Below are 25390 nucleotides of genomic sequence, written 5' to 3'. Positions count from 1 at the left end.
GGGGGCAACACACCGCGGGGGGACCGGCCGACGGCGCACCGACGGGCGGCGCACCGACGGGCCTGCGGGCGACCGGCGGGGCGCCCGTGGGCGGCGGCGCGCCGCCCGGCCCGGCCCGAACGTCCTGCAGCGGACCGTCTTCGGCACGGCCGGCCTGCTCTGCCTGACCCTCGGTGTCTCGCTCGCCCTCTCCGGGCGGGACACCCCGGTGGTGCGGATCGAGACCTCCGGCCACGACCCGGCGCCCGCCGCCACCGCCCCCACCACGCCGACCGGTGCGCCGACCACCACCGACCGCGCCCGCACCGCCTCCCCGCCCACCCGCCTGCTGATCCCCGCCATCAAGGTGGACGCCCCGGTGACCGACCTCGGCCTGAACACCGACGGCACCGTCCAGGTGCCCTCCGCCGACCGGGCCGACGAGGTCGGCTGGTACCGCAACGGCCCCACCCCGGGCGAGAACGGCCCCGCCGTCCTGATCGGGCACCTCGACACCAAGCACGGCCCGGCGGTCTTCCAGCACCTCCCGGAACTCCACCCGGGCGACCTGCTCCGGATCCGGCGCGCGGACGGCGGCACCGTGGACTTCAAGGTCCGCAGCCTGATCCAGGCCAGCAAGGACCGCTTCCCCACCGACACGGTCTACGGCGACACCCCCGGGCCCGCACTGCGGCTGATCACCTGCGGCGGGCGGATCGGCCCGGACGGCCACTGGACGGACAACATCATCGTCCTGGCGGACCCGGCCTGACCCGGCCCTCGCCCGGGCCGGGGCGGGGTGGCACCACCGGGCCGGGGCGGGGTGGCACCACCGGGCCGGGGCGGAACCGCCGGTCGCCGCCCGGGCGACCTACCACCACCGGCGGAGCAGAACCGCTACAACCGGAACCACGAGAATGATGGGAACCACCGGGACCCCCGGGACCCCCGGGACCCCCGGGACCCACAGAGAGCACCGCAGCGACCACCGCACCACCGCGGACGAGGAGGACGAGCACCGACCGTGGCACCCCCGCCCCCGCCACCGCCCCCGCTCCGCCGCCGCCCCGGCGCCGTGTCCGCGGCCGCCCTCGCCGCCCTGGCCGTGCTGACCGTCCTCGGCGTCCTGGCCTTCGGCCGCCCCGCCCCCGGCGGCCTGCGGGACGACGGTCCGCGCTCGGCGGTCACCCCGCCGGCGTCCGCCAAACCGCTCTGGCCCGACCTGGCCACCGCCCCGCCGCCGACCACCCCGCCCGCCGCCGGCTCCACCACCCAGGCCCCGCCGCAGCCCGTCCCCGACCTGACCGTCCCCGGGCGCGACCTCACCGCGGTCGACGTCCGCGCCCTCCTCACCAAGGACCCGGCGGTGAGCACGGAGGAACGGCGCGCCCTCGACTCCTGCGCCGACTGCGGGGTGCGGGCCCCGGAGTTCCGCGACCTCACCGGCGACGGACGGCCCGAGCTGATCACCGTCGTCACCACCCCCGGGCAGGTGGTGCTGCACGTCTACACCCTCGCCGGCGACCGCGTCCTGCCGATCCTGCGGGTCCAGGTGCAGCCGCAGTTCGGCGCCGCGACCGTCGACTCCGACCTGCTGCTGTACGAGTCCACCACCCTCTCCACCCGGACCACCAGCCGCTACCACTGGGACGGCAGTCGGCTCACCCTGGTCGAGCGACAGGTGGACGGCGTCGGCCCGCTCCCGTCCGCCGAACCGGGCGGCGACCAGCCGTCCGTCACCGGCGCCGACCGGGCACCCGCCCCGGCGCGCCCCACCGCCGGGCCGAAACCGGGCCCGGGCGCGGTCGTCCCGCCCGCACGCTCCGCCCAGCCCACCCCCCAGCCGTCCGCCCCCGCCGTCCAACCGGAAGCCAAGCGATGACCAGCGCAGCCGCCCCCGCCCAGCCGCACATCCTGCTCGTCGAGGACGACGAGGTGATCCGGGAGGCGACCCGGATGGCCCTGGAGCGCTACGGCTTCCCGGTCACCACCGCCGCCGACGGCCTGGAGGGGCTGGAGGCCTTCCACGCCGTCCGCCCCGACCTGCTGCTGCTGGACGTCATGCTGCCGCTGCTCGACGGGGTCGGCCTCTGCCGCCGGATCCGGGAGGAGAGCCAGCTGCCGATCCTGATGATGTCGGCCCGCACCGACCCGGTGGACGTGGTGTCCGGCCTGGAGGCGGGCGCGGACGACTACGTGGTCAAACCGTTCGAGAGCGCCGTGCTGGTCGCCCGGATCCGTACGGTGCTGCGCCGCGTCCCGGTGGCCCCGCCGACCGCACCCGCCCCGACCGCTCCTTCGTCGAGCACCCCACCCCCGCCCGCCCCTCCGTCCGCCGCCGCGGACGCCCCACCGCCTGCCGCCCCGGGCGCCACCCCCGCTGCCGCCACCCCCGCCGTCCGCAACCTCGACGGCCTCCAGGTGGACACCGACAGCATGGAGGTGCGGGTGGACGGCCGACTCGTCCCGCTCACCCCCACCGAACTGCGGCTGCTGCTGGAGTTCACCGCCGCGCCCGGCATCGTGCTGGAGCGCTCCGTGCTGCTGGAACGGGTCTGGGACTACGAGTGGGGCGCCGACACCCGGGTGGTGGACGTCCACGTGCAGCGACTGCGCGCCAAGATCGGCTCCGGCCGGATCGAGACCGTCCGCGGCTTCGGCTACAAGCTGCGACGTCCCGCATGACCCTGCGCCGCCAGATCGCCACCGCCGTCGCCGCCATCTCCGTCCTGGTCGCGGTGGCTGTCGGCCTGCTGGTCCACCAGGCGATGATCCGTCAGCACGTCGACCAGGCCCGGTCCTCGGCGCTCACCGCCCTCGGCACCGCCTTGACCGACTACGGCCGCGGCATGGCCGTCCCCGGCGCCGCCCTCGACGACCCCGTCCTGCCCACCCGGCTGCACGAGCTCGCGGCCGGCGGCCGGCAGGGCTCGCTGCTCGCCACCGACGCCCAGGGCGAGGCGATGTGGGCGGCCGGCCCGGTCCGGGGCGGGGTGCTCTCCGTCCGGCTGGACTTCACCCAGGACCGCCGGGCGATCGCCGACCTGGACCGGATCATCCTGATCACCGTCGTCGCCGCGGTCTTCACCACCGTGCTGGCCGGCGTGCTGGTCGCCGACCGGATCAGCCGCCGGCTGCGCACCGCCGCCACCGCCGCCCGGGGCATCGCGGCCGGCGGCACCGACACCCGGATCGGCGAACTCGTCGACGGGAAGGACGAGGTCGCCGACCTCGCCGCCGCCGTCGACCTGATGTCCCGCACCCTGCACCGCCGGCTGGCGGACGAACAGCGCTTCACCGCGGACGTCGCCCACGAACTGCGCACCCCGCTCACCGGCCTGGTCACCGCCGCCGAACTGCTGCCGCCCGGCCGCCCCACCCAACTGGTGCAGAACCGGGTCCAGGCCCTGCGCGCCCTGGTCGAGGACCTGCTGGAGGTCTCCCGGCTGGACGCCGACGTCGAGTCCCCCGACCTCTCCGCCGTCCCGCTGGAACGCGCCGTCCGCCGCACCGTCACCCTCACCGGCCTGGACGTCGCCGTCGAGATCGCCGCCGACACCACCGGCCAACAGGTCCGCACCGACCTGCGCCGACTGGACCGCATCCTCGGCAACCTGCTGCTCAACGCCCACCGCCACGGCGCCGGCCCGGTCGAACTCCACGTCGACGGCCGCCGCATCACCGTCCGCGACCACGGCCCCGGCTACCCCGACGACCTCCTCCACCACGGCCCCCAGCGCTTCCGCACCAACGCCCCGGAACGCGGCCGCGGCCACGGCCTCGGCCTCACCATCGCCACCGGCCACACCCGCGTCATCGGCGCCACCCTCACCTTCACCAACCACCCCGCCGGCGGCGCCCTCGCCACCCTCACCCTCCCGCCCGACTGACCCCCACAACGCCGGAAGGGCCGACCCGATGACGATCGGGCCGGCCCTTCCGGCGTTCCAGCACTGAGCCCCCTGTCGGGTTCGAACCGACGACCCCCGCTTTACAAGGACACGCGTTCGACACCCGGCGTGACCTGCGGCTCAGCCACCCTGCCGGTTCCTGGATCACCCCGCCGCCGGCGCCTGCGATTCACCGCCACGTACCGCCCGTTCTGGCACGGCTATGGCACGCGGCCCCAGCGAATCAACGACGTGGCTCGCGCGGCGTGACAGGCGTCCCAAGCAGCGCCGCCAGAGTCCCGGCAAGTGCCGCCAGAGCCGTGGGGAGAAGATCGGATGGAACCTTCAAGATCGCAATGATGATCACCACAGCAACCACCAGTCGACCGGGTTCGGGGGTTGACAAGGCATGCGGGTGAAAGGTCAGACTCATGTCGGGTGTCTCCTTGGGCATCCAATGCCCGCCCGTGCCGTCGATGGTCTCCAGCCTGCGGCCGGCGGGCATGTTTCGTTTCGGCCATGCGACCGACGCTAGAGACGTTAACTGGGTCACTGTCATAACCGTCCAGCCCTCCAGTCGAATTGGGACACGAGCACCCCATGCACAGAAACCGTGCATGCGAAATCACGAGAAACAGCGGCAGGCCGGTGAGCTGCACTGCTTCTCATCTGGGAAGAAACCCGCTTCCTATTTGGGAGCATCGTTTCTGGTCACGCGTCCTCTGAGTGTCCTCAGGCTGTCCTCAGACTGTCCTCTCAGACATGGCCAGATATCGCCCATCAGCCAGGGCAACTGCGCTTCCTGGCGCCGCAGGCGTACTGGTGCCTGAGCGGGTGGTCCCCTCCTCGATCGGGCAGCTTCGCCGCACCCGGGATCTCCTGGGGCCGCCAAGGCTCACCCTGTGACGCGTGCGCTTGGCCTTGGCGGCCCCTGGAGGTTCCGGGTACGCCCTTGGGTGGCCGGTCGATGAGGGGGCCTCCCGCGACCCATCCACGATCACCCCGTCGAAGCTGCACCCGTGTGCCTGCCTCTGGTCCCCTCCGAGGAGGGCCGGGGTTTGGGGCAGCGCCCCAAGGCTCTCGCGCACGCTGCCCGCCGGCGGTCCCGGCAGGAGGCTGATGGGGTCCCTTCCCTCTCCCCGCTCCGTCGTGCGGGGTGGAAGTTGGTCCTTTCCGTTTCCGCCCCGGCCTTAGCTTTCCGCCCCTTTGGGCGCGGCCGACGACGGCGAAGCCCCAGCCGGGGCGCAGACAGGAGGCGGGGCGCGCGCCGGAGAAGGCCGGCGCCGCCCGCGCTGTGCGCGGTCACCCCGAACCTTGTGTGAGGCTGCTGTTCCAGTAGTTCAGGAGGCCGGGAATCAACGCCGGATCTCAGATCCGCCGTAGATGTGCCTTCCCCCTGGGCTCCGCCCATCGCCCCGCCGAGCGGAGCGAGGTCTTGAACCAGTAGCGAAACTCGTAACAGCCACCCCGCCCCCGCCCCGATCCTCATCCCACATGCCGCCCGCCTCGGCTTGCGCGTCGTGAGCACCCCACGCTGGTGGCCCTGAACGCCCCACTCACTTCGATCGGCACCCCTGGAGCCGGACGAGTAGTCCCCGCGGGAAGACTGGCCGCCTCAGCTCGCCTGTGGAATATCGATGAGCGCCCGACCGTCGTGAGTCCGGACGTGCGGAGCCGCCTCGCCCTGGATCGCATCGAGCAAGCGGATGGCGTAGACCTCGCCCATGCGATCAGCGATCTCATCGGGGGTGAGCCATGCAACAGCCGTCGATTCGTCGGAGAGCTGCTCGCTGCCGCCCTCGGGGTGACACCGGAAGACCAGGGCAACGATGCCACGGGTCACGTTCTTGTAGACCCCGGTGAGCCGTTCTACTGAGACCTTGATCCCGGTCTCCTCGTACACCTCACGGCGTACGCCGTCCTCGACGGTCTCCGAGAGTTCCAGCACTCCGCCCGGCGGCTCCCACGTGCCGTTGTCAGCCCGCCGAATCGCGAGAATCCGGCCGTCCTCACGCACCACCGCCCCAGCCACGGACACGGAGTGGAGAGGCGTTGAAACTTGATTCGAGGACCTGGTACTCATGTACAGGAGAATAGGAGACCTTCCAACACCATGGCGAGTGGCGAGGCCGCATCGACGGCGAAGGCGAAGTACCAGCAGATCGCGGACGACCTGGCGTCCCAGATCCGATCCGGGGTTCTGGCCCCCGGCGCGGCGATCCCCAGCGAGGCCGAGCTCATGGAGCGCTACGGCGTGGCCTCCGGCACGGTCCGCAAGGCGGTCGCAGAGCTGCGGACCACCCAGCTGATCGAGACACATCACGGGCGGGGCTCCTTTGTCCGCTCTCGCCCCCCGGTACAGCGCAAGTCCTCGGACCGCTTCCGGCGCGCACACCGGCTCGCGGGTAAGGCGGCCTACCTGGCTGAGGCGGAGCAGTCCGGCGGCAAGCCTTCCGTGAACGTGCTCTTCGTCGGACCGGTCGACGCCCCGGAAGAGATCGCCGAGCGACTGAACGTGCCTGCCGGCTCGAAGGTGCTGGCCCGCAAGCGACGCTACTTCCGCGACGGGACACCGACCGAGGAAGCCACCTCCTACCTGCCCTGGGACGTGGTGAAGGACATCCCGGAGACGTTCGCCGAGAACCCCGGCGGCGGTGGGATCTACGCACGGCTGGAGGAGCACGGTCACACCTTGGCCGAGTTCACCGAGACCGTCCGGGCCCGGCTGGCCACCAAGGCGGAGACGGCCGCACTGGCGCTGAGCCCCGGGTCCCCGGTGATCCACCTCATTCGGGATGCCGTCACCGATGCCGGCCGCGTGGTCGAGGTCTGCGACACCGTGATGGCCGCTGACCAGTTCGTTCTGGACTACCACTTCCCGGCGCGCGACTGACTGTCGCTCAACTCTCGCAACCCGTCGCAAGATTCTTTCTCGCGGCGGGTTGACTCATGTACAGGAGTCGGGCACTCTTCTATCCATCAGCTCATGTACATGAGTGCATGAGAACACCTCCGTTAGAGGAGATGCACCGGGCTGCCCCTTCGCCCGAGTGCTCGATGAAGGAGCCAGAACATGCGCTTCATCCCCGTCGACACGACCGCCGCGCTGGTGATGGTCGCCCAGGCGCCCCGTCCGAAGCTCAAGAACCGTCAGACCGGTGAGCCGGCCGTGGACGCCGAGACCGGCGCGATGCTGGTCACCCTGGACGTCACGTTCGTGGCCAACGGCGAGGCAGACATCCTGTCCCTGACGGTGCCGCAGCCGGGCGTCCCGGAGGGGCTCGCGCCGGGCATGCTGGTTGCGCTCACCCGGCTGATCGCCCGGCCGTGGGAGAGCGAGTTCAACGGTCAGAAGCGCTCGGGCATCGCCTTCCGGGCCGACGCCGTGACGGTCGCCGCCCCGGTCCTCGCCGGCGCGAACGCCTGATCGCCATGGACGCCCTGACGACGACGCTCCTGGAGCTGGGTGCCCCCGCTTCGGTTCTCGGCTCCGGCGCCCTCTACGCCAAGGCCAAGATGCCCCGGACGTACTGGGCGACGGTCGGTCTCCCGCTGGCCATCCACCGCATCCGGCACGACTACACGGTCGTCATGGAGGCCTGTGGGCTGACCGTGGAACCCTCGTTCTGGCGCGCCATGGCCTCATCCGCCACCAACCAGCCGGCCAAGCCCGCGACGCCGACGATCCGCAGCATGAAGGCGAGTTCGACCGGCCTTCGGGTCCGGCTCCGGCTCGCCCGCGGCCAGCAGACCGAGGACATGGTCAATGCCGCCGAACGCCTGCGGCACGCCTGGGAGGTCCACGCGGTGCACGTCTCGGAGGTCAAACCCGGCGTGGTGGACCTGCGGATAGTGGGCTTCGATGTGCTGCGCAACGTGCGGATGCCGCGCCGGGCCGCCGCCAAGTCCGGTCTGCTGCGGGTTCCGGTCGCGATGCGGGCCGATGGCACCGTGCACTACCGGGATTACCGGCAGGCGCCCAACGGGCTGGACCTCGGCGCCAACCAGTCCGGCAAGTCGATGTACACCCGCAACCTGATCCACGGCCTCGCTCCACAGCCGGTCGCCCTGGTGGGCATCGACTGCAAACGCGGTGTCGAACAGCGCCCGTTCGCCCCGCGGCTCTCTGCTCTGGCCACCGACCAGGGTGAGGCACTCGGGCTGCTGCTCGCGCTGCTGGTCGAGATGGACGACCGGTACGACCTGATCCGCGCCTACCAGGGTGTTCCCGGGTCGGTGGCGGCCGAGGACGTGACCGCCGACATCTGGGGCCTGCCGGAGAGGGTCCGACCGGTGCCGATCGTGGTCCTGGTGGACGAGATCGCCGAACTCTTCCTGGTGGCCAGTAAGGCTGATGAGGAGCGGCGGAACCATCTCGTCACCGCGCTGATCCGGCTCGCCCAACTCGCCCGTGCCGCCGGCATCTACCTGGAGATCGCGGGCCAGCGCTTCGGCTCGGAACTGGGCAAGGGCGCAACCCTGCTCCGTTCCCAGCTCACCAACCGCACCGTCCACCGTGTCAACGATGTGGAGACGGCGAGGATGGGGCTCGGGGATGTCTCCGACACTGCCGTAGCGGCTTCGACCAGGATTAGCCCGGACATGCCCGGCCTGGCGGTCGCCGGTGACACCTCCGGACTGTGGTCCGAGATCCGCACGCCCTACCGCTCGCTGAATGAAGTCGCCGAGCGCTGCGCTGAGTTCGCGCACCTGACCCCCGTCATCGACCGCTTGGCGGCCTTCCGCCCGCAGGTCGTCACCCCGGCGAACGTCCCGCCGAGCCCGGCCACGCCGGGTCTGGTCCCGGTCTCGCTCGGGAAGTAGCAGCACCCCCCATCTCACGGCCGGCGCGGCCTCTCGTGCCAAGTCCCTACCCCCTCCATGCCTAGCAGACCTCGAAGGAGACAGCCATGGGCCTGTTCCGCCGCAACAACTCCGACAACTCCTCCAACCGTCACCAGGATTCGCTGACCGACCGGCAGAACGAAGCCCACGGCCGGTACGCCCAGCTGCACGCCGCCCGGAACACCGCCGGCGCCGCCGCAGCCCGCGCTGCCGACCACGGCTCCCCCGAGGAGATCGCCCGCACCCACGCGAACCTGAAGCAGGCTGACGACGCCATGTGGTCGGCGCTGTCCGAATCGACGTTCTGGGCCGACCGCCGCAACGAGCGCTGACCATCGTGGCCGCCCGCAGGCTCACCGCGCCGCCGAACCTGGTCCCAATCTCGCCCGGGAAGTAGCAGCACCTCACCCCACGCCGGTGCGACCGCTTCGCGCCACGTCCCTACCCCACCACGCCCTGACATGAGGAGATCCATGTCCCGCAAGCCTTCCATCTCCGAGATCGGCGCCTTCCTCGGCCACGTCAAGGCGGTCCGCGACAACGAGGCCGACACTGGCCCGCTGCTCGCCGAGAAGGCCGATCTGCTGGAGCGCATCGCCGAAGCCAACCCGGACGACCGCGACGCCGCCCAGCTCGCCCGTGAGGCCCGCACCGCCGCCGACCGCGCCCAGCGCAACAGGTAACCCCGGTGGCAACCCGCAAGCGCACCGCGCCGCCGAAGCCCGCGCCCTGTGAGCCCTGCAAGGGGACCGGCCAGATCACCGAGACCGTCTACGCCGGCCGAGGCGCCCGCCGCCACCGCATCGCCGACCAGGAGGCCACCTGCCTGGACTGCCTCGGCACCGGTCTCGCCCTGGAGGCATCCCTGTGATCCAGGTCCGTGTGATCTGTGACGTCAACGACGTCCCGTTCGTCGTCGCCGACCTCTGCCGGCTGTGGCACGTGCACGCCGCCAAGGAGTACCCCGCCAAGGACTCCGGCCAGCGACACCTCTACCTCGCCGTGACCCGTCGACCGACGAACGCCAAGTAGCACCCGCCTGCCGGGTCGGGGCCGCCGACGACCAACGCCCCGCCCGGCCGCAATTCCCAGGAGACAGTAATGCAGCAGGACACCTACCACTGCGTCCTCACGATCCAGCGGACCACGGACGGCGGGACCGCCAGCGCCACCTTCGCGGACACCATCACGCCCAAGCCCGGGATGACCCGCGTCGACGTCTTCAACCTGGCGATCGACCACCTGACCCAGCGCCGTCCGGAGCTGACCGGCGGCACGGTCCTCTTCTTCGCCCTCGACAAGAACCAGCTCTGACGGAGCCCGCCATGCGCCGACTCCCCAAGCTGGACGCCGTACTCGCACAGGCGGTGATCGCCGCCGCACTCTCCTTCGCCCACCTGCACGACCTCGCCGCAGCCGCCGGACAGGCCGGATGGAAGTCCTGGGCCTACCCGGTGTCCGTCGACCTCCTGCTCGTCGCCGCCTGGCGCCGGATGCGCTCCGGCACCGCCCGCCGGCTCGCCTGGTGCTGGTTCGTCATCGCCCTGGCCGCATCCCTCGGCGCCAACGTCGGCACCGCCGGACTCCTCGACCTCGGCAACGCCCCGGCCTGGCTCCGCGTCCTGGTCGCCGGCTGGCCCGCCGCCGCCTTCCTTGGCGGAACCCTGCTCGCCCACTCCGCTACAGCCGCTGCCGACGAAACCCCGGCCACGGAGACCGAACCGGACGACACCGAGACCGACGACGCCCAGCCGCTCTACGTCCCGGCCCCCGAACCGATCACCGAACCGGCCGTCGAACCGGCACCCGTCGAACCGCCCGCAGCCGTCCCGGCGATCGAACCGGCGCCCATCCCCGTTCCCGCTCCGGCCACCGCGCCGGCCACGGCCCACGCTCCGACCCCGGCCACCGCACCGACCCCGACCGTCCCGGGCTTCCTACTCGACCACGCCCGCAAGGTCGCCGACGACCACCGCACCCGCACCGGCAACCCGATCGACGCCGCCACCCTCCGTGCCCGCCTCGGTGTCCAAGACCCGCTCGCCTCGGCCCTCGTCGCCGAACTCGCCTGAAAGGCCCGCCTGGTGACCATCCAGCTGCCGTTCATCGTCATCCTCGCGATCGCCGCCTGGCTCATCGTCCGGCACCTGCGACTGCGCTGGTGGGCCGTCGCCACCCTCGTCCTCCTCGGCTTCTACCTCGCCAACACCTCCGCCGCCCCACTGATCGACAACACCACCCGAGACGGCGTGTCCGTCGTCAACAAGACCAACAAGTAGCAAGCCAAAAAGGAGAGTTGACTGTGAAGACCATCATCCGACTGCCGCCCCTGGTCACCGTCGACGGCTCCGGCCTCGTCGCCGAGATCGAGTCCTACTTGGCCTCGCTGCCCGCCCCGGCCCGCATCCCGGTCCCGTACGTCCCGGTGCTCGGCTCCACCCTCCAGCCCTGGAACGCCGGCTACCTGGTGCCCCGGCTCACGCTCCTCGACCGGATCACCCACCGCCCGGCCCGCCCGGTCCCGGTGAGCGCCGCCGGCCACCTGCGGCTCACCTCCCGCTACATCGACGCCTTCGGCTGGCTCCAAGGCGCCATGTGGGACTCCTTCGGCCGCGTCTGCCTCCTCGGCGCCCAGGCCGCCGTCCTCGCCCACGGCTACGGCACCCCCGGCACCGTCACCACCGCCCGGGTCCAGATGATGGAGATCCTGCACGCCACCGGCCGCCCCGTCCGCTCCCCGGACGAGTACAACGACCGCCCCACCACCCGACAGGCCGACATCCACCAGCTGCTCGACCGGGCCGCCGCCCGCGCCCAGCGCCTCGGCCTCTGACCTCCCCGGGGACGGCCAACACGCCGCCAGCATCCCGCCGCCCCGGAGATCGCAACCCCACCCCATCCGCCCATCACGGAGGACCACAATGGATCTCCCCACGGCCTTCGCCGCCGCTGTGCCACTGATCGGCTGGACCACCCACGGCGTCTGGCTGAGCCAGCGTCTCGCCACCGCCCGCCGTGACCCGCTCACCGGGCTCCACACCCGCGACGGCTTCACCGCCCGCGCCAACCGGCTGACCCAACGCCGTCCGGACCGCGCCTCGGTGCTGCTTATCGACCTGGACGACTTCAAGGTCACCAACGACACCCACGGCCACGCCGCCGGCGACGCCGTAATCGTCGCGACCGCCGACCGCCTGTCCACCTGGTGCGGCCGTACCGGCATCGCCGCCCGCCTCGGCGGAGACGAGTTCGCCGTCGTCGCCCTGGACGCCCCCGCGCGCCTGCCCGAACTCCGCTCTGCGCTCAACCAGCCGGTCCCGTATGCCGGCCTCACGCTCCCGGCCTCCGCCTCGGTGGGCATCTGCCCCATCGCCGAGCTGCCGGTCGTCTCGCTCACGGACGCGCTCAGCTCCGCCGACCGGGACATGTACGCGCACAAGCGCGACGGCCGCACGACCCGCCGCCGCTGATCCAAAGACCGGCCCCGGGGCGGCAACACGCCGCCAAGCATCCCGCCGCCCCGAGGCCGCAACCCCTTCCCGAACCGAAGCCCACGAAGGAGACCACCATCATGCCGCAGCACAACCACGCCCCGATCCGGATCTGCCCGAACTGCTCCGGTTTCGCCTCCGTCGCCATCGCCACCGGCGTCCGTCTGCGCGACGGCTCCCGCGACACCGTCCCGGTCAACTGCCAGCCCTGCAACGGCACCGGCACCATCGCCCGCCCGCTCGCCACCGCCAAGGCGGTCTGACCGATGGCCCTCCTCGACTGGCGCGACTCCAAGCACTGGGCCCCCAAAGCCGAGCCCTGCGGCGTCTGCAAGAAGCCCACCAACCTGCGCTCCGACCGTGGCAAGCCCGTCCACAAGGTCTGCGCCGAAGAGTGGCTCGACCGCCACCAGAAGCCCGCCAACCAGTCCTGAGCCGCTCCGCCCCGGAGCCGCTCGACCCCCCGGCTCCGGGGCCCTCTCCCCACAGGAGATGCCCCGTGCTCCACGAACTCCCGAACCGGCTGGCCCTCGCCGACCTGACCCGGCTCGCCTCTCGCGGTGGCCTGCCCCGCCTCCAGGACCAGATCCGCCGCACCGGCGGCTGCTCCAACCCGATGCACCTCAAGGGCTTCCGCACCCTCACCCACGCCCCGACCGGCGCCGTCTGGCACCGCTACTCCACCGACCACGAACCCGGCGGACGCCTCAAGGTCGCCTGCGGCAACCGCCGGGCCTCCCGCTGCCCCTCCTGCGCCCGGACGTACTCGGCAGACACCTTCCACCTGATTCGCGCAGGCCTCGCCGGAGACACCACCAAGGGAGTCCCGGTCGCGGTCCGCTCCCACCCCCGGGTCTTCGCCACCCTCACCGCCCCCAGCTTCGGCCCGGTCCACAACCAGCCCGACAAGGGCACCTGCCGCTGCGGACACGCCCACCCCGCCGGCTCACCGATGCTCGGCACGCCGCTCGACCCGGTGAAGTACGAGTACGGGCACGCCGTGCTGTGGAACAACCACGCCCCCGACCTGTGGCGCCGCTTCACCGTCTACCTGTTCCGGACCATGGCGAAGATGGTCGGGCTGTACCAGTACGAGTTCAAGGAGCAGGCGAAGATTTCGTTCGGCAAGGTCGCCGAGTACCAGCGCCGGGGCGCCGTGCACTTCCACGCCGTCATCCGCATCGACGGCCCCGCCGGCCCCGACACGCCCCCGCCCGCCTGGGCCACCGTCGCCCTCCTGGATGCTGCGATCCGGGCCGCCGCCCGCCGTGCCGGTGTCCCCGTCGCCGCCGGAGGTGATCAGCCCTCCCGGGTTCTGGAGTGGGGCACGCAGGTCGACGTCCGCCCGATCGGCGCCTTCTCAACCGGGGAGATCACTGAACAGGCCGTCGCCTCCTACATCGCTAAGTACGCCACCAAGTCCGCCGAGACGACCGAGACCGTGGACCGCCGCATCCTGGAGCGCCATGAACTCGACCGTCACGACCTGCCCGCCCACACCCGCCGGCTGATCGAAGCCTGCTGGGACCTCGACCAGCACTACCCCGGCCGCCTGCTCGCGCACTGGTCCCACATGCTCGGCTTCCGCGGCCACTTCTCCAGCAAGTCCCCCACCTACTCGACCACCCTCGGCGTCCTCCGCCAGGTCCGCGCCGACTACCGCGCCAACCAAGCCCGCACCGAACTCCGGGAACGCCTCCTCGCCGCCGGCCTCCCCGACCTGGACGACCTCCCCGAAGCCGAGACCCTGGTCGTCGCCCACTGGACCTTCGCCGGCGCTGGAAACTCCCCGGGCGAATCCATGCTCGCCGCCACCATCGCCCGGGACCTGCACGAACGCCACACCACCGACCGACAGGAGATGCGCGCACAACTCGCGCGAGAAGAGGGGGAAACAACATGGACCGCCTGCTGACCGTCAAGGAAGTCGCGGAACGCCTCGGCACCTGGGAGACCAGCGGGGAACGGTTCCCCCGCCGCCTGGTCGCGGAACGCCGCATCACCTTCGTCAAGGTCGGCCACCACGTCCGCATCCCAGAAAGCGCCCTCGCCGACTACGTGACCACGAACACCGTCCAGCCGGCCATCCGGTCGCGTCGGCTGCGGGCGGTGGCCTGATGGCCAACTCCAGGGGAAACCGCCGTCGCTTCGGCTCGGTCCGCAAGCTCCCGTCCGGCCGCTTCCAGATCCGCTACCCCGACCCGGTCACCGGCCTGATGCGTCCGGGTGAGGAGACGTACCCCACCAAGACTGATGCCGAGGTCGCGCTGACGCTCATCGAAGCTGACATCAAGCGCGACCAGTGGACCGACCCGGACGCCGGGAAGGTGAAGTTCGGTGACTTCGCCGACGAGTGGCTGAAAGACCGGAAGTTGGAGGACACCACCAGGGAGCGGTACGAGGGCGTGCTCCGGCTGCACATCAAGCCGACGTTCGGCGCGCGCTTCGTGTCCGAGATCACGGCGGCCCGGGTCCGGACGTGGCGAACTCGCCTCCTGGAATCGGGCGTTGGCGAGCCAACCGTGGTCAAGGCGTATCAGCTCCTCCGCAGCATCATGACCACCGCCGTGGACGACGAGCTGATCAAGCGCAACCCGTGCCGAGTCAAGGGCGCCGACACGTACGACGTCCCGGAACGCCCGGTCCTGACCGTCCCCGAGGTGTACGCCGTTGCCGCGGCCATCCAGCCGCAGTGGCGGGCGCTCGTGCTGCTGACCGCGTTCACTACGCTCCGGTTCGGCGAGCTGGCCGCGCTCCTCCGGCGGGATGTCGACCTGGACGCCCGAATCCTCTGGGTCCGCCGGAATCAGGCCGAGCTGAGCAGCGGCAAGCTGATCACCAAGGCGCCCAAGAGCCGTGCCGGCTTCCGCCCGGTCTCATTCCCGGACCTGATCGTCCCGGACCTCGAACGCCACCTGGGGCGCCACGCAGCTAAGGGGCAGGACGGGCTGTTCTTCGTCGGTCCCCGGGGCGGCACACTCCGCCGGAGCAACTTCCGGGACGACTGGACGGCGGCCAAGGCCAAGGCCGGCGTCTCGGGGGATATCCACTTCCATGACGTCCGGCACACCGGCAACAACATCGCCGCGCAGAACGGGGCCAGCACCCGGGAACTCATGGCCAGGATGGGTCACAGCACCACCCGGGCCGCGCTGATCTACCAGCACATGACCAGCGACCGAGACCGCGCCATCGCTGACCGCATGGGCGAAGCCGTTCGCCAGGCCCTACTCAATGAACCGCCAACAAGAGGCTCGGGGGCATCTGAGTAGCGGGACCGCTGGCCCACAACTCAACCAGCACCCCGCCGGCCAGCTCTGTTCGCGCCACCCAGCGCGCACAGGGCTGGCCCTCCGACGTCACAGGGGAGACGACTTCCAGACTCATGCCTCGGCATGTCAGCGCCATGATCTAGGGTCTGGCCATGACGACCTCCCTCGGCCCGATGGCTCCCGGCGACATCCGCACTCGGGCACAGATCCGACAGGAATTCGGAGGAAGCCCGCAGGGTGGCATCTGCCCCTCGGGCGAAAAGAAGAGTGTCAACCTCTATTCTGATCCAAGTGTCGGGGAGCACGTCGGCTACTACGACGGGTGGCTAGCAGAGGAAGACGAGCTAGGCCCCGTATTTGAATACACCGGGGCTGGCCTGACTGGCGACCAGACATTTGAGGGCACGCTTGGGCTAGGCAACCGGGCAATCCTCCGCCATGCCGAACAAGGCCGAAAACTGAGGGTATTCATTCGCGCAGGCACCGTTAAGGGAACCGCGACAGCGACGCACCGTTACGTCGGCGCCTTCAATCTTGACCAGCGCCTTCCGTACGTCTGGCGGAAGGTACGCGGAGAAAATGGCGAGGTGCGAAGCGTAATCGTCTTTCGCCTCCGGCCAGATGGCGCGTTCGAAAGCTCTACGGCGGATGCCCTCCCTGCGGCCACGGAAACCACGGCTGACTTCGTCCAGTTTCAGCCGATCACGGCTTCAATGTTGAACTCGGGACCAGCAACCCAAGGGGCGCTATCCCTTCCGGCACAACGGACTGGAGCAAAGGGGTCAACTAAGAAGCGGGCCGCGCACGCATCTACCGAGGGCATCTTTGTCGTGTCCGAGGCTTTCAACACGGAGATGAGCCTCAGGGCCGCGACCGCAGCAAGCATCGCCGTTCGCCGCGAGGCCGCGCTGACAAAGTCGTACAGGGCCCACTTGGAATCAGCTGGACATAAGGTGGGTGCATTTCAGATCAGAGTCGAGGGTCTGAGTTCAACCCTTCGCACCGACCTCTACGACGCTACCGTTCACGTCCTCTACGAGGCAAAGGGTTCAAGCTCACGCGAGGACGTACGCATGGCCATTGGCCAGTTGCTTGACTACGGCCGATACGTGAAGACAGACACCCATCCGCACGAGCCTCGCCAGGTGGTACTGCTTCCCACGGCTCCAGACCCGGACATTCGTGCCCTGCTTGAGCGCCACCAGATCGGCTTGGTGTACCAGCTGAGCAATGGTCAATTCACCGGCCCGGACACCCCGACCCTGCGCTAGTCCACGATGGGCGCTGCTCCAACCGCTGACCGCCGCTAGCGATTGGAGCAGCATCCGACACTTTCTAAAAGCTCCATTTCTTTGCAGCAAATCCCAACGGTGTTGCACCGGAATAGGGAACCAGGTCCAGTGGGTGCATCCAAGCATCGGAGAAATGGATGTTCAAATGGAGAGCCATGGGCAACAGAATATCCTGGTCCGGCACCGCATCCACCTGCATGAGCGATGACCCCGGCGACGGCGACCTGTCAAGGTTGCCATTCTTGGGATCGGTCCATTGCAAGTGCCCTTCACCAAGGACCCACACGCTGTCCGGCCATTCGATTGGGTCGCGCCCTGCACACCAATCCATCAGATGGTCGCCAATTGTCCCAAGCTTGAGGCTGCCGAAGGCAACGATCATCCCAGATGTCGGGAAGAAGCTAAACTTCTTGCCATACGCCGATGTGGAACGGGGAATGAGCCCCGGTACTGGTCGGTAGGCTACTTTTCCAAGCCTACGAACCTTGGCGATCTTTTCGCATGCATCTACCAGCTGTGCCTTGTCGAGTTTCGTCTTTACCTCAACTACGCCGTAGACGCACTCGTTAGGAATGATTCTATAGCCGTTGAGTGTGGTGAACGGCGGCGTCCCTCGGTCAATAAGTACGATGTCGCACTGAGGCGAAACCTGCCCGGCAGAGGCCACAATCTCAGCACTGTGGACAGCCTCAACATGCGACGGCAGGTAGCCCGAGAAGAACTCACGTACCAGCGCCTCGCGTGACGCGCCGGCCTCGCCGTTGTGGTTGAAGTTCCGGGACTGCTCAAAGTCGGCATGCATCTTCTTGGCCACAGAGCCGAGGATCATGCCGAGCTTCTCTTGGGTCATGACCGGATCCTAGGCTCCTCCGTGTGGCCGCGGCCGGTCGTTGCAGCTTCTCGTCGACGGCTTCTGGCACGCCCGTGGCACAGCCCGAGTAGGACCGCAGCGACGACGAAGGGCCAGCCCACCCGGATCACCCCGATGAGCTGGCCCTTCGGCCGTGTCTGACGCTGAGCCCCCTGTCGGGTTCGAACCGACGACCCCCGCTTTACAAGAGCGGTGCTCTGGCCAGCTGAGCTAAGGAGGCACGGTGACCGTCCGCGAAGGATCACGGCGGCACCGGGGGCAGTCTACCGGGCCGGGATGGCGGGGTGGGGGGATATCCGGGGGTTGCCGGGGTGGGGCGGGACGGCGGCGGGACGAGGGCCGGGCGGGGAGCGGGGCCGGGGGCGGGGCCGGGTGGGCGTGATGGAACCGATGCCGAAATCGGGGCGGAGGGGGGCTGACAAGCGACGGAAGCGCAGGTAGCGTCGCCGGGAGTCGGTACGGGCAGTGGTTCAGACCACTGACGGGCCGGCGGAGACGAACGCACACCCCCCTTTACTCGGATCGTCCGGCACGTTCCTGCCGGTGAAGGAGAAGAACGACGATGGCTTCTGTCACGTACGACAAGGCGACCCGTGTCTACCCCGGGGCGACCAAGCCCTCGGTGGACGCGCTGGAGCTGGAGATCGCCGACGGCGAGTTCCTGGTGCTGGTCGGTCCGTCCGGCTGCGGCAAGTCGACCAGCCTGCGCATGCTCGCGGGCCTGGAGGACGTCAACAGCGGCGCGATCCGGATCGGCGACCGGGACGTCACCCACCTGCCGCCGAAGGACCGGGACATCGCGATGGTGTTCCAGAACTACGCGCTCTACCCGCACATGACCGTCGCCGAGAACATGGGCTTCGCGCTCAAGATCGCCGGCGTGAACAAGGCGGACATCCGCACCAAGGTCGAGGAGGCGGCGAAGATCCTCGACCTCACCGAGTACCTGGACCGCAAGCCGAAGGCGCTCTCCGGTGGTCAGCGCCAGCGCGTCGCGATGGGCCGGGCGATCGTCCGCCAGCCGCAGGTCTTCCTGATGGACGAGCCGCTGTCCAACCTGGACGCCAAGCTCCGCGTCTCGACCCGCACCCAGATCGCCGGCCTGCAGCGCCGCCTGGGCATCACCACCGTCTACGTCACCCACGACCAGACCGAGGCGCTCACCATGGGCGACCGGGTCGCGGTGCTGAAGGACGGTCTGCTGCAGCAGGTCGACACCCCGCGCAACATGTACGACCGGCCCGCCAACCTGTTCGTGGCCGGCTTCATCGGTTCGCCGGCCATGAACCTGGTCGAGGTGCCGCTGGTGGACGGCGGGGTGAAGTTCGGCGGCTCGGTGGTCAACATCTCCCGCGAGGACCTGGCCGGCGCCCTCAACGAGAAGACGGTGACCGTCGGCATCCGCCCCGAGCACTTCCAGATCGTCCCGGCGGGCGGCATCGAGGGCGTCGCGGTGACCGTGAACGTGGTCGAGGAGCTCGGCTCGGACGGCTTCGTCTACGGCACCACCCAGATCGGCGGCGTGGACAAGGAGCTGGTCGTCCGGGTGCCCGGCCGCCAGATCCCGGCCCGCGGCGAGACCGTCCACGTCGTGCCGACCGCCGAGGAGACCCACGTCTTCTCCACCGGCACCGGGGTCCGTCTGGGCCGCTGACCCGCGGCGCGCCTCCCCGCGCACGGACCACCCCACGGAGCCCGTCGGACCCTTTCCGGTCCGGCGGGCTCCGTCCGTACACCCCCGCGTCAACACGGTGCAGGGACGAACCCGGACACCCTGTCACCCGATGGCGTGACGGAGGGCGATCCTGCCCGCACCCACCGCTACTCTCCTGAGGGTGAAGCAGCTTGTGCGCCGAATCGGCCAGACCGTCGCCCTGACCCTGCCGGTCGTCCTGGTGACCACCGGCACCCTCGCCGTGACCCGGGTCCCATGGGCCCCACCGACCACTCTCGACCAGCAGGTCGTGGCGGCGTCCAGCGGTGACGGCGCCGGGATCGGGCGCTCCACCACGACCGCCGCCAAGACGGACGGACTCGCCCCGCAGGAGTCGCTGCGGGTGGCGCTGCTGGACGAACTGCGCGCCAAGAACCCGTCGGCCGCGCTGGACCTGCTGGAGCGCTCGATGCGCGAGCAGCCGTCGCTGACCCCGTACTGCACCTCGCTGGCCACCGAGTTGGGCAAGGCCGCGGTCCGCAAGTACCAGGGCGACGTGCAGCGGGCCCGCTCCTTCGCCCGCCCGGTCTGCGACGGCTCCTTCTCGGCCGGCGTCGTCGGCTGACGGTCCGCCCCTCGACGGACGCCCCGACGGACGCCCCGGGACGGACGCGGAACCGGCGCGGAACCGGCGTAGAACCGGCCCGAGGGCGCGACGGGCAACCGCCGAGGACGCCCTCAAGACCCGTCCGGCGCCCTATTGTTCAGGCATGACCGCTGACTCCGGCCCCGTCGCCGACCTCGCGTCCCCGCAGTCCCAGCCGCCCCGGCCGACCACGACGCCCGTCACCCAGGCCGTGATCCTGGCCGGCGGCCAGGGCTCCCGGCTGCGCCCCTACACGGACGACCGCCCCAAGCCGCTGGTCGAGATCCCGGGCACGGGCACGCCGATCCTCGGCCACCAGCTGGCCTGGCTGGCCGCCGAGGGCGTCACCGACGTCGTGGTGTCCTGCGGCCACCTCGCCGACGTGCTGGAGGAGTGGCTCGACAAGGCCGAACTCCCGCTGCGGGTACGGACGGTGGTCGAGGCCGAGCCGCTCGGGCGCGGCGGCGGCCTGAAGTACGCGGCGAAGGCGCTGCCCCGCCCGGACGAGCCCTGGTACGCCACCAACGGGGACATCTGGACCCGCTTCAGCCTGCGCGACATGGCCGCCTTCCACCACGAGCGGGACGCCGTCGCGACGCTCGCCCTGGCCCGGCCGCGGATCCCGTGGGGCGCCGTGGAGACCGACCAGTTCGGCAACGTGCTGGACTTCATCGAGGCCCCGCCCTCGCCCTTCCTGATCAACGCCGGCCTGTACGTGTTCAGCCCGGAGTTCGCCGAGCTGCTGCCGGACGTGGGCGACCACGAGCGCACCACCTTCCCCCAGCTCGCCCGCAGCAAGCGGCTGGCGGGCTACCAGCTGCCGCAGGGCGTGTACTGGCGGGCGATCGACACCGCGAAGGACCTCACCGAGGCGGCCAAGGAGCTCGCCGCCTACCGCGACCGCTCCAACTGAGCGCACGACGCGCGGCACACGGCACACGACGGACGACGCACGGCGCGCGACGGACGACGCACGGCACACGGCAAGCCGCCAGCAGCTGAGCCCGCACACACGCTACGGCCGGGTGCTCCCCCACGGAGCACCCGGCCGTAGCGCGTCCGGCGGCCTCAGGTGGCCGTCGGCGTCCCCGGACGGGAGGACTGCCCACCGGACAGGTCGGCCAGCGGTCCGCTGCCGAGCACCGGTCCGCTGCCGAGCACCCCGCCGAGCAGCCCGCCGCCGCTGCTGGGGGTGGGCTTGGGGGCCGCGCCGCCGGAGCCGCCGGGCGCCGGGGTGCGCTGGGCCGGCGCGGAGCCGGGCCCGGCGGCCGGGGCAGCCGGGGCCGGGCTGGAGCCGCCGGTCTCGGGCTTGCCCGAGTGCTTGCCGCTGGGCGTGGCCCCGGTCGGCTTGGCGGCGGGGGCGGTGGCCGGCGTGCTGGCGCTCGGCGGCGGACTGGCCGGGTGCGGGGCGGCGGCCGGGGGCGGGGTGGACGTGCCCTGGCCGCCGGGGGCGCCGGCGGGGCTGCCGGAGGGCCAGACCGGGGTGCCGTAGTCGGTCGACGGGCGGGCGGGCGCCTGCTGCCGGGCGCCGGTGCGGACGGCAGCGCCGAGCATCGAGCCGAGCAGCAGGGTCAGGCCGACCACGATCGTGGTGACCACCGCGCCGCGGCGCAGCACGCGACGGCGGAGCGCCCCGGGCGCGCCCGCGCCGATCCGGCGCCAGGCCTCCAGGTTGAGCCGTCCGTCGAGCGAGGCGAAGGGCGCCCCGGCGATCAGCAGCGGGCTCCAGGCGGCGAGGAAGATCAGGTCGGGGGTGTCGTAGACCGGGACGGCCCGCCAGCTGACGGTGAACAGCAGCGCGGCGGAGAGCAGCATGGCCGCCCCGGCGGCGAGCCGCTGCCACAGGCCGAGGACGGTCAGCACGCCGACCACGATCTCGGTGAACGACACCACCAGGCCGGAGCCGACCGGGTGGGCCATCGCGAAGGCCAGCAGCGGCTCGGCGACCTTCCACGGGTGCAGCGAGGAGAGCCAGCGCATCATCGAGCCGCGCTCGCCGCCGTCGAAGTACACCGGGTCGCAGAGCTTGCTGAACCCGGCGTAGACGGAGAGCGAGCCGAGCACGGCGCGCAGCGGCAGCAGCACCAGGCCGAGGTCGACCCGGCGGCCGGGGTACCAGGGCTGCTTGCCCTCGGCCTCGGCGGCGGAGACCTCGGGCAGTTCGCCGCTGGGGGTCCAGCCGTGCGGCTGGCCGACCGGGCCGACGCCGGCGTCGGTGGCGGTGCCGGCGCCCTCGCGCGGCTGGCGGGGGACGGACCGGGCGCCGGCGTAGGCGGGCAGCACCTGGGTGTCCTCGTCGAGGTCGCCCCCGGCCGGGGAGCCGTTGGTCCGCACCGCTTCCAGCAGCCGGGTGGCCGCGAGGTCGCCGGGGGCGGCCTGGCCGGTCCAGGTGACGGCGGTGACCCGGCCCTTGCGGCGCGGCGCGCCACCGGCGGCCGCGCCGGCCAGCGCCGGGACGGCGGAGGCGGGCACGACGACCTGCGGGGTGACCAGCGGACGGCGGATCAGGCCCTGGTTGGCGTACGGGTCGCCGAACGCGGCGCCGGTGGACAGCAGTCCGGCCGGGGCCTTGATCAGCGGCGCCACCGGGGTACCGAGCCGGAGCCGGAAGCTCGCCTGGGTGCTGCTGAGGCGCGCGGGGTCCGACGGCACCTTGACGGTGTCGAGCCCGGGGCCCGAGCCTGCGTCTATCCCGGTGCTGCCGCCGCCGAACAGGGGGCGCCGAGGTGTTCTGGTGTCCACGTCCACGCCCGTCTAACCGGGTGACGGCCGCTTAGGACACTCTCTCGGGTGGATGTCCGGCGCATACTTGAAGTGATCATGAGAAAAGCGATCGGACCCGGTCGGGCCCGATCGCTTTTCACTCGGATCGCGGAGAATTCAGAAGATCTGCTGCGAACCGGACACCCGGTGTGCTCAGCGCTTGGCGCGCAGTCGCGCGGCCTCGTACAGCACGATGCCCGCCGCGACGCCGGCGTTCAGCGACTCGGTCAGGCCGCTCATCGGGATCCGCACCCGCATGTCGCAGGTCTCCGAGACCAGCCGGGACAGGCCCTTGCCCTCGCTGCCCGCGACGATCACCACGGGGCCGGTCAGCAGCTCCAGGTCGCCGAGCTCGGCCTCGCCGTCGGCGGCCAGGCCGACCACCATCAGGCCGGCCTTCTGGTAGGCCTCCAGGGTGCGGGTCATGTTGGTGGCGCGGGCGACGGGCAGCCGGGCGGCGGCGCCGGAGGAGGTCTTCCAGGCACCGGCGGTCATGCCGGCCGCGCGGCGCTCGGGGATGACCACGCCGTGCGCGCCGAAGGCGGCGGCGGAGCGGACCACGGCGCCCAGGTTGCGCGAGTCGGTGACCCCGTCCAGGGCGATGATCAGCGCGTCCTGGCCGGCGTCGTTGGCCTCGACCAGCAGGTCGTCGGGGTGGGCGTACTCGTACGGCGGGACCTGCAGCACCAGGCCCTGGTGGTTCATCCCGCCGGTCATCTGGTCCAGCTGCGGCCGCGGGGCCTCCATCAGCGGGATGCCCCGCTCGTTGGCGGCCTGGAAGGCGTCGCGGACCCGGTCGTCGGTGTCGATGAACTGCTGGACGTACAGCGCGTTCGCCGGCACGTCGCCCTGGAGCGCCTCGACCACCGAGTTGCGGCCGAAGACCAGCTCGGCGCTGCCCGCGCCGCCGCGGCCGCCCCGGCCACCGGCGCCGGCCCGGCGCATGCCGGCCCGGGCCTTGGCGTCCCGCTCGCGCTTGAGGGCGGCGTTGGCGGCCCGCTGCTTGGGGTGACCCTTGCGCTCCGCCCCGGGCGGGGTCGGGCCCTTGCCCTCCAGCGCCCTCCGGCTGTGCCCGCCGGTACCGACAGACGCGCCCTTCTTCGATCCGGGGTTGCGGCGGTTCCTGCGCTGGCTGTTGCCGGCCATGGCTGTACTTCCTGTCTGTCCGGCATGCCCGGCCGCCCCGCTCGGTGCGGCGACGGCCTGCGACATGCGCTACGTCATGAGGGAGGGCCGCACCGGTCCGGTACGGCCCACCCATCACCCCGATCGTCAGATGGGGTTACTGGCTGTTGATCGTCCAGCGCGGGCCGGACGGGGTGTCCTCGATCACCAGCCCGGCCAGGCCGAGCTGGTCGCGGATGGCGTCCGCGGTGGCGAAGTCCTTGCGCTGGCGAGCCGCCTGCCGCTGGTCCAGGACCAGACGGACCAGCGAGTCGACCACGCCGTGCAGGTCCTCACCGCGCTCCGCCCCGGCCCACTGCGGGTCGAGCGGGTCGAGGCCCAGTACACCGAGCATCGCACGGACCTCGGCCAGTCGCGCCACCACGCTCTCCTTGTCGTCCGCGTTCAGGGCGCTGTTGCCCTGGCGGACGGCGGTGTGCACGACGGCCAGCGCCTGCGGGACGCCGAAGTCGTCGTCCATCGCCTCGGCGAAGGCCGGCGGCACCTCGGGCGCGGCGTCGACCGTGCCGCAGCGCTCGACGGCCCGCTGGATGAAGCCCTCGATCCGGCCGAAGCCGGCCTCGGCCTCGCGCAGCGCGTCCTCGCTGTACTCGATCATCGAGCGGTAGTGCGCGGCGCCCAGGTAGTAGCGGAGCACGATCGGCCGCCACGCCCGGACCATCGACGAGACCAGCACCGAGTTGCCGAGCGACTTGCTCATCTTCTCGCCGGCCATGGTGACCCAGGCGTTGTGCACCCAGAACGAGGCGAAGTCGTCGCCGTAGGCCTTGGACTGGGCGATCTCGTTCTCGTGGTGCGGGAAGATCAGGTCCAGCCCGCCGCCGTGGATGTCGAAGGCCGGGCCGAGGTACTTGTGCACCATCGCCGAGCACTCCAGGTGCCAGCCCGGGCGGCCGCGGCCCCACGGGGTCTCCCAGCTCGGCTCGCCCGGCTTGGCTGCCTTCCACATCGCGAAGTCGCGCTGGTCGCGCTTGCCGGTCTCGCCCTCGCCCTCGGGCTGGCGCAGGTCGGCGAGCTTCTGGTTGGAGAGCGCGAGGTAGTCGGGGTAGGACTTCACGTCGAAGTAGACGTTGCCGTCGACCGCGTAGGCGTGGCCCTTCTCGATGAGCCCCTGCATCATCTCGATCATCTCGGGCACGTGCCCGGTGGCCCGCGGCTCGACGGTCGGCGGCAGGCAGCCCAGCGCGGTGTAACCGTCGTTGAAGGCGCGCTCGTTCTCGTAGGCGATCTGCCACCACGGCGTGCCGAGCTCGCGCTCCTTGGCGATGATCTTGTCGTCGATGTCGGTGACGTTCCGGACGAAGGTCACCTGGTAGCCGCGGTAGGCGAACCACCGCTGCATGATGTCGAAGTTGAGGCCGGACCGGATGTGCCCGATGTGTGGCGCCGACTGAACGGTAGCGCCGCACAGGTAGATCGAGACACAACCCGGTACAAGCGGGACGAAGTCGCGTACCTGGCGGGTGCTGGTGTCGTACAGACGAATGCTCACAGCGTCAAGC

The 25390-nt window shown here is 71.1% G+C and carries 31 protein-coding genes and 1 tRNA gene; 25 read left to right on the top strand and 7 right to left on the bottom strand.

Going from position 1 to position 25390, the window contains the following annotated elements; genetic code table 11:
• From ABTZ03_RS37265 to ABTZ03_RS37250, 4 genes are all read left to right on the top strand, one after another.
• Positions 1-751 (top strand): class F sortase (locus ABTZ03_RS37265; RefSeq protein ID WP_350517626.1); only part of this gene is annotated, 751 nt, incomplete at its 5' end.
• A gap of 252 nt (positions 752-1003) precedes the next feature.
• Entirely contained in the window at positions 1004-1861 is an 858-nt protein-coding gene (locus tag ABTZ03_RS37260; RefSeq protein ID WP_350517625.1) for a hypothetical protein, read from the top strand.
• Positions 1858-2664: a response regulator gene (locus tag ABTZ03_RS37255; protein ID WP_350517624.1), complete on the top strand. Its 807-nt coding sequence runs from the start codon at positions 1858-1860 to the stop codon at positions 2662-2664. Before ABTZ03_RS37260 ends, ABTZ03_RS37255 begins: the two co-directional genes overlap by 4 nt.
• Positions 2661-3869, top strand: coding sequence for a sensor histidine kinase (locus ABTZ03_RS37250; RefSeq protein WP_350517623.1), 1209 nt, complete (start codon positions 2661-2663; stop codon positions 3867-3869). Before ABTZ03_RS37255 ends, ABTZ03_RS37250 begins: the two co-directional genes overlap by 4 nt.
• A gap of 244 nt (positions 3870-4113) precedes the next feature.
• Here ABTZ03_RS37250 and ABTZ03_RS37245 read toward each other — a convergent pair whose 3' ends face one another.
• Positions 4114-4302, bottom strand: coding sequence for a hypothetical protein (locus ABTZ03_RS37245; protein ID WP_350517622.1), 189 nt, complete (start codon positions 4300-4302; stop codon positions 4114-4116).
• Positions 4303-5484: 1182 nt separating this feature from the next.
• Positions 5485-5964: an NUDIX hydrolase gene (locus ABTZ03_RS37240; protein WP_350517629.1), complete on the bottom strand. Its 480-nt coding sequence runs from the start codon at positions 5962-5964 to the stop codon at positions 5485-5487.
• Positions 5965-5982: 18 nt separating this feature from the next.
• Here ABTZ03_RS37240 and ABTZ03_RS37235 point away from each other — a divergent pair, with 18 nt between their 5' ends.
• From ABTZ03_RS37235 to ABTZ03_RS37150, 18 genes are all read left to right on the top strand, one after another.
• Positions 5983-6762 carry a GntR family transcriptional regulator gene (locus tag ABTZ03_RS37235; RefSeq protein ID WP_350517621.1) on the top strand — a complete coding sequence of 260 codons (780 nt, stop codon included), beginning with the start codon at positions 5983-5985 and terminating at the stop codon, positions 6760-6762.
• Between the two features lie 180 nt (positions 6763-6942).
• Positions 6943-7296 carry an SCO3933 family regulatory protein gene (locus tag ABTZ03_RS37230; protein ID WP_350517620.1) on the top strand — a complete coding sequence of 118 codons (354 nt, stop codon included), beginning with the start codon at positions 6943-6945 and terminating at the stop codon, positions 7294-7296.
• A gap of 5 nt (positions 7297-7301) precedes the next feature.
• On the top strand, positions 7302-8693 hold the full coding sequence (locus ABTZ03_RS37225; RefSeq protein ID WP_350517619.1) for an FtsK/SpoIIIE domain-containing protein: 1392 nt from the start codon (positions 7302-7304) through the stop codon (positions 8691-8693).
• Between the two features lie 86 nt (positions 8694-8779).
• Complete coding sequence (locus ABTZ03_RS37220) at positions 8780-9046, top strand: hypothetical protein (protein ID WP_350517618.1); 267 nt, start codon at positions 8780-8782, stop codon at positions 9044-9046.
• 141 nt (positions 9047-9187) lie between these two features.
• Positions 9188-9397, top strand: a complete 210-nt coding sequence (locus tag ABTZ03_RS37215; protein WP_350517617.1) for a hypothetical protein — start codon at positions 9188-9190, stop codon at positions 9395-9397.
• A gap of 5 nt (positions 9398-9402) precedes the next feature.
• On the top strand, positions 9403-9585 hold the full coding sequence (locus ABTZ03_RS37210) for a hypothetical protein (protein WP_350517616.1): 183 nt from the start codon (positions 9403-9405) through the stop codon (positions 9583-9585).
• Positions 9582-9746, top strand: a complete 165-nt coding sequence (locus tag ABTZ03_RS37205) for a hypothetical protein (protein WP_350517615.1) — start codon at positions 9582-9584, stop codon at positions 9744-9746. Before ABTZ03_RS37210 ends, ABTZ03_RS37205 begins: the two co-directional genes overlap by 4 nt.
• Positions 9747-9815: 69 nt before the next feature.
• A complete protein-coding gene (locus ABTZ03_RS37200) occupies positions 9816-10028 on the top strand; it encodes a hypothetical protein (RefSeq protein WP_350517614.1) in 213 nt (70 codons plus the stop codon).
• 11 nt (positions 10029-10039) lie between these two features.
• Complete coding sequence (locus tag ABTZ03_RS37195) at positions 10040-10786, top strand: DUF2637 domain-containing protein (protein ID WP_350517613.1); 747 nt, start codon at positions 10040-10042, stop codon at positions 10784-10786.
• 12 nt (positions 10787-10798) lie between these two features.
• The gene (locus ABTZ03_RS37190) at positions 10799-10993 is read left to right on the top strand and encodes a hypothetical protein (RefSeq protein ID WP_350517612.1); all 195 of its coding nucleotides are present in this window, start codon (positions 10799-10801) and stop codon (positions 10991-10993) included.
• 23 nt (positions 10994-11016) lie between these two features.
• Entirely contained in the window at positions 11017-11547 is a 531-nt protein-coding gene (locus ABTZ03_RS37185; protein WP_350517611.1) for a DUF6197 family protein, read from the top strand.
• Between the two features lie 88 nt (positions 11548-11635).
• Positions 11636-12184, top strand: coding sequence for a GGDEF domain-containing protein (locus tag ABTZ03_RS37180; RefSeq protein ID WP_350517610.1), 549 nt, complete (start codon positions 11636-11638; stop codon positions 12182-12184).
• A 101-nt stretch (positions 12185-12285) separates the two neighbouring features.
• Entirely contained in the window at positions 12286-12468 is a 183-nt protein-coding gene (locus ABTZ03_RS37175; RefSeq protein WP_350517609.1) for a hypothetical protein, read from the top strand.
• Positions 12469-12471: 3 nt separating this feature from the next.
• Entirely contained in the window at positions 12472-12639 is a 168-nt protein-coding gene (locus ABTZ03_RS37170; protein ID WP_350517608.1) for a hypothetical protein, read from the top strand.
• A gap of 65 nt (positions 12640-12704) precedes the next feature.
• Positions 12705-14120, top strand: a complete 1416-nt coding sequence (gene repSA / locus ABTZ03_RS37165; protein WP_350517607.1) for a replication initiator protein RepSA — start codon at positions 12705-12707, stop codon at positions 14118-14120.
• The gene (locus ABTZ03_RS37160) at positions 14105-14323 is read left to right on the top strand and encodes an excisionase family DNA-binding protein (protein WP_350517606.1); all 219 of its coding nucleotides are present in this window, start codon (positions 14105-14107) and stop codon (positions 14321-14323) included. The genes repSA and ABTZ03_RS37160 overlap by 16 nt, the downstream gene beginning before the upstream one ends.
• Complete coding sequence (locus ABTZ03_RS37155) at positions 14323-15477, top strand: tyrosine-type recombinase/integrase (RefSeq protein WP_350517605.1); 1155 nt, start codon at positions 14323-14325, stop codon at positions 15475-15477. The genes ABTZ03_RS37160 and ABTZ03_RS37155 overlap by 1 nt, the downstream gene beginning before the upstream one ends.
• Before the next feature lie 152 nt (positions 15478-15629).
• Positions 15630-16748 carry an SRA domain-containing endonuclease gene (locus ABTZ03_RS37150; RefSeq protein WP_350517604.1) on the top strand — a complete coding sequence of 373 codons (1119 nt, stop codon included), beginning with the start codon at positions 15630-15632 and terminating at the stop codon, positions 16746-16748.
• Positions 16749-16812: 64 nt separating this feature from the next.
• On the opposite strand, the gene ABTZ03_RS37145 is transcribed toward ABTZ03_RS37150, so the two are convergent.
• Together ABTZ03_RS37145 and ABTZ03_RS37140 are read right to left on the bottom strand one after the other, a co-directional pair.
• Entirely contained in the window at positions 16813-17619 is an 807-nt protein-coding gene (locus ABTZ03_RS37145; protein WP_350517603.1) for a DUF6602 domain-containing protein, read from the bottom strand.
• A 167-nt stretch (positions 17620-17786) separates the two neighbouring features.
• Positions 17787-17860: transfer RNA gene (locus ABTZ03_RS37140), tRNA-Thr, on the bottom strand.
• Between the two features lie 342 nt (positions 17861-18202).
• On the opposite strand from ABTZ03_RS37140, the gene ABTZ03_RS37135 reads away from it, so the two are divergent.
• The 3 genes from ABTZ03_RS37135 (at position 18203) to ABTZ03_RS37125 (ending at position 20853) form a co-directional block, all read left to right on the top strand.
• Positions 18203-19294 carry an ABC transporter ATP-binding protein gene (locus ABTZ03_RS37135; protein WP_350517602.1) on the top strand — a complete coding sequence of 364 codons (1092 nt, stop codon included), beginning with the start codon at positions 18203-18205 and terminating at the stop codon, positions 19292-19294.
• A 181-nt stretch (positions 19295-19475) separates the two neighbouring features.
• Positions 19476-19919 carry a hypothetical protein gene (locus tag ABTZ03_RS37130; RefSeq protein ID WP_350517601.1) on the top strand — a complete coding sequence of 148 codons (444 nt, stop codon included), beginning with the start codon at positions 19476-19478 and terminating at the stop codon, positions 19917-19919.
• A 145-nt stretch (positions 19920-20064) separates the two neighbouring features.
• The gene (locus ABTZ03_RS37125; protein ID WP_350517600.1) at positions 20065-20853 is read left to right on the top strand and encodes a nucleotidyltransferase family protein; all 789 of its coding nucleotides are present in this window, start codon (positions 20065-20067) and stop codon (positions 20851-20853) included.
• Between the two features lie 155 nt (positions 20854-21008).
• Here the strand turns inward: ABTZ03_RS37125 and ABTZ03_RS37120 are convergent, their stop codons facing one another.
• From ABTZ03_RS37120 to cysS, 3 genes are all read right to left on the bottom strand, one after another.
• Positions 21009-22592 (bottom strand): DoxX family membrane protein, encoded by a 1584-nt coding sequence (locus tag ABTZ03_RS37120; protein WP_350517599.1) that lies wholly within the window; start codon positions 22590-22592, stop codon positions 21009-21011.
• Positions 22593-22856: 264 nt separating this feature from the next.
• Complete coding sequence (gene rlmB, locus ABTZ03_RS37115; protein WP_350517598.1) at positions 22857-23849, bottom strand: 23S rRNA (guanosine(2251)-2'-O)-methyltransferase RlmB; 993 nt, start codon at positions 23847-23849, stop codon at positions 22857-22859.
• Positions 23850-23985: 136 nt separating this feature from the next.
• Positions 23986-25380, bottom strand: a complete 1395-nt coding sequence (gene cysS, locus ABTZ03_RS37110; RefSeq protein ID WP_350517597.1) for a cysteine--tRNA ligase — start codon at positions 25378-25380, stop codon at positions 23986-23988.
• Positions 25381-25390 lie beyond the last annotated feature (10 nt).

The sequence above is a fragment of the Kitasatospora sp. NPDC096077 genome (assembly GCF_040303245.1).
In the GTDB taxonomy this organism is placed as follows: domain Bacteria; phylum Actinomycetota; class Actinomycetes; order Streptomycetales; family Streptomycetaceae; genus Kitasatospora.
Note: the sequence above shows the minus strand (reverse complement) of the source record. Positions and strands in the feature narration are given on the sequence as shown.

What these genes read in the sequence shown, in the direction of transcription:
- ABTZ03_RS37200 (WP_350517614.1), top strand. Translation starts at nt 9,816, where the DNA reads ATGCAGCAGGACACCTACCACTGCGTCCTCACGATCCAGCGGACCACG.
- ABTZ03_RS37245 (WP_350517622.1), bottom strand. Translation starts at nt 4,302, where the DNA reads ATGAGTCTGACCTTTCACCCGCATGCCTTGTCAACCCCCGAACCCGGT.
- ABTZ03_RS37230 (WP_350517620.1), top strand. Translation starts at nt 6,943, where the DNA reads ATGCGCTTCATCCCCGTCGACACGACCGCCGCGCTGGTGATGGTCGCC.
- rlmB (WP_350517598.1), bottom strand. Translation starts at nt 23,849, where the DNA reads ATGGCCGGCAACAGCCAGCGCAGGAACCGCCGCAACCCCGGATCGAAG.
- ABTZ03_RS37150 (WP_350517604.1), top strand. Translation starts at nt 15,630, where the DNA reads ATGACGACCTCCCTCGGCCCGATGGCTCCCGGCGACATCCGCACTCGG.
- ABTZ03_RS37220 (WP_350517618.1), top strand. Translation starts at nt 8,780, where the DNA reads ATGGGCCTGTTCCGCCGCAACAACTCCGACAACTCCTCCAACCGTCAC.
- ABTZ03_RS37225 (WP_350517619.1), top strand. Translation starts at nt 7,302, where the DNA reads ATGGACGCCCTGACGACGACGCTCCTGGAGCTGGGTGCCCCCGCTTCG.
- ABTZ03_RS37155 (WP_350517605.1), top strand. Translation starts at nt 14,323, where the DNA reads ATGGCCAACTCCAGGGGAAACCGCCGTCGCTTCGGCTCGGTCCGCAAG.
- ABTZ03_RS37195 (WP_350517613.1), top strand. Translation starts at nt 10,040, where the DNA reads ATGCGCCGACTCCCCAAGCTGGACGCCGTACTCGCACAGGCGGTGATC.
- ABTZ03_RS37170 (WP_350517608.1), top strand. Translation starts at nt 12,472, where the DNA reads ATGGCCCTCCTCGACTGGCGCGACTCCAAGCACTGGGCCCCCAAAGCC.
- ABTZ03_RS37175 (WP_350517609.1), top strand. Translation starts at nt 12,286, where the DNA reads ATGCCGCAGCACAACCACGCCCCGATCCGGATCTGCCCGAACTGCTCC.
- ABTZ03_RS37235 (WP_350517621.1), top strand. Translation starts at nt 5,983, where the DNA reads ATGGCGAGTGGCGAGGCCGCATCGACGGCGAAGGCGAAGTACCAGCAG.
- ABTZ03_RS37135 (WP_350517602.1), top strand. Translation starts at nt 18,203, where the DNA reads ATGGCTTCTGTCACGTACGACAAGGCGACCCGTGTCTACCCCGGGGCG.
- ABTZ03_RS37180 (WP_350517610.1), top strand. Translation starts at nt 11,636, where the DNA reads ATGGATCTCCCCACGGCCTTCGCCGCCGCTGTGCCACTGATCGGCTGG.
- ABTZ03_RS37255 (WP_350517624.1), top strand. Translation starts at nt 1,858, where the DNA reads ATGACCAGCGCAGCCGCCCCCGCCCAGCCGCACATCCTGCTCGTCGAG.
- ABTZ03_RS37145 (WP_350517603.1), bottom strand. Translation starts at nt 17,619, where the DNA reads ATGACCCAAGAGAAGCTCGGCATGATCCTCGGCTCTGTGGCCAAGAAG.
- ABTZ03_RS37125 (WP_350517600.1), top strand. Translation starts at nt 20,065, where the DNA reads ATGACCGCTGACTCCGGCCCCGTCGCCGACCTCGCGTCCCCGCAGTCC.
- ABTZ03_RS37215 (WP_350517617.1), top strand. Translation starts at nt 9,188, where the DNA reads ATGTCCCGCAAGCCTTCCATCTCCGAGATCGGCGCCTTCCTCGGCCAC.
- ABTZ03_RS37250 (WP_350517623.1), top strand. Translation starts at nt 2,661, where the DNA reads ATGACCCTGCGCCGCCAGATCGCCACCGCCGTCGCCGCCATCTCCGTC.
- ABTZ03_RS37160 (WP_350517606.1), top strand. Translation starts at nt 14,105, where the DNA reads ATGGACCGCCTGCTGACCGTCAAGGAAGTCGCGGAACGCCTCGGCACC.